The organism is Nocardia farcinica, assembly GCF_029867845.1.
GTDB classification, from domain to species: Bacteria; Actinomycetota; Actinomycetes; order Mycobacteriales; family Mycobacteriaceae; genus Nocardia; species Nocardia farcinica_A.
Map to the genome: position 1 here is coordinate 1 of NZ_JARWRU010000705.1, position 1,273 is coordinate 1,273.

At 70.3% G+C, this 1,273-nt stretch carries 2 protein-coding genes; both read left to right on the top strand.

Going from position 1 to position 1,273, the window contains the following annotated elements; translation table 11 throughout:
- Nucleotides 1-249: 249 nt before the first annotated feature.
- Nucleotides 250-708, top strand: a complete 459-nt coding sequence (locus tag QH283_RS15460; RefSeq protein ID WP_280503689.1) for a GyrI-like domain-containing protein — start codon at nucleotides 250-252, stop codon at nucleotides 706-708.
- 9 nt (nucleotides 709-717) lie between these two features.
- Nucleotides 718-1,143: a GyrI-like domain-containing protein gene (locus QH283_RS15465; protein ID WP_280503690.1), complete on the top strand. Its 426-nt coding sequence runs from the start codon at nucleotides 718-720 to the stop codon at nucleotides 1,141-1,143.
- The last annotated feature ends 130 nt before the right edge of the window (nucleotides 1,144-1,273 follow it).

Genomic DNA, 1,273 nt, shown 5'->3' on the forward strand with positions numbered 1-1,273 from the left:
GGACCGCTGTCCCGGTCCGCCGGCCGGACCACGGACGGCCCCGGCAGCAGCCGCGACGCGCGAGCCGCTCGCCGACCGCCTGTCCACCCGGGACGGCGGGACGTGGCAGCATCGGAGGCGATGGCCGGGGTCGGCGCCCGCCGCGCACGGAAATGCGCAAGGATGGGCGCCACGAGCGACCACGGCCGCCGCGTGCGGCCGCCCAGCAGCGCCGCCGATGAGAACACACGAGATTTAGGGGCTACGCCGGTGGATTTCATAGTCGTTGACCGTCCCGAGACGCTGGTGGCGGGCACAGTTCTACGCAGCCCGGCACTCGCGGTGGAAGGACCGCGACGAGTGAAGGTGGAGCAGGCCTGGAAGAAAAAGCTGTCCAGGCGACTACCCGGCCGTCCGACCACCGCCTACGTCGACCACGCCCCGGAGATCAACTCGTATCTGACCCACATCGTCGGCTACCGGTGCGAGAGCATCGACGATCTCCTGCCCGGCGACGTGCTGGCCCGAGTGCCCGGCGGGCGGTACGCCAGATTCACGGCCACCGGCGACAACCTCGGCGATACCATCGTCTCCGTTTGGCGGGGGGTCTGGGATGCCGAGACGGCGGGCCGGATCGTGCGCTCCTACACCGGAGATGTGGAGCAGTATCCCGACGCCCACACCGTGGAAGTCTTCGTGTCGCTGGCCGAAGAACCGAACGACGGGTAGGAACGCACTGTGGATTTCGAGATCGTCACCCTGGACGAGAGCCTGGTCGCCGGCCTGACCATTCCGCTGGCGGGCCGCGAGGTCACCGCGCGCGACCTCGACCTGGTGAACTTCACCTGGGACCGCTACCTGGCCAGGGAGAAGCCGGTGCCGAGGGTGGCCGCCTACGTGGAGCAGGACGACCACGCGGTCGCCGTGCTCGGCTACGAGATCGCCGGGCTCGACGAGCTCGATCCCGGCGACGTGCTCACCCGCATCCCGCGGGGCCGCTACGCCCGGTTCGTCGTCTCCGACAAGCCCTACGACCTGCTGCGCACCGCGTGGGCGCAGGTCGCCAAGGCGGAGGCGACCGGGGTGATCACCCGCTCGCACCGGGCGGAGGTGGAGCGCTACACCGGGCCGACCTCGGTCGAGGTGTACGTCTCCCTGGACTGATCCGGCGCGAAAGACGAAGAGCCGGAACCCGATGCGGGTTGCGGCTCTGGCTTGCGCGCGGTCAGTCCGCGTGGATGATGAACGCCTCGAGCTGCGCGCGGGCGACGTCGTCCGGCAGCAGCTGCGGCGG